We start from the raw sequence: 217 nt of genomic DNA on the forward strand, positions 1-217 counted from the left end.
ATAATCAATGGACGAACATCGTAGTCTTTGGTCAGCCCAGTTTTATCTAAACTCAGACTAGCAGCAAACAGCGGACTTCTTTGCTGCCATTCTTTATGAAGTATTTCAATGACTTGAATCACTGACTTATTCATAAACACTCTGCTATTACGGCGTTTATGCCACAGTGACGTCGCATCCTCAAGTTTGAGCTTATAGACCGTCAGTGCACCATCAC

Annotated in this window: 1 protein-coding gene; it reads right to left on the minus strand. The window is 41.9% G+C overall.

Annotation, left to right across the window (positions count from 1 at the left end; translation table 11 throughout):
- Window positions 1–217, minus strand: a 217-nt coding sequence (locus ACINWC743_RS07355) for a phage late control protein D (RefSeq protein WP_009584964.1), incomplete at both ends; no start/stop codon positions are given.

Source organism: Acinetobacter sp. WC-743 (assembly GCF_000335555.1).
GTDB classification, from domain to species: Bacteria; Pseudomonadota; Gammaproteobacteria; order Pseudomonadales; family Moraxellaceae; genus Acinetobacter; species Acinetobacter bereziniae.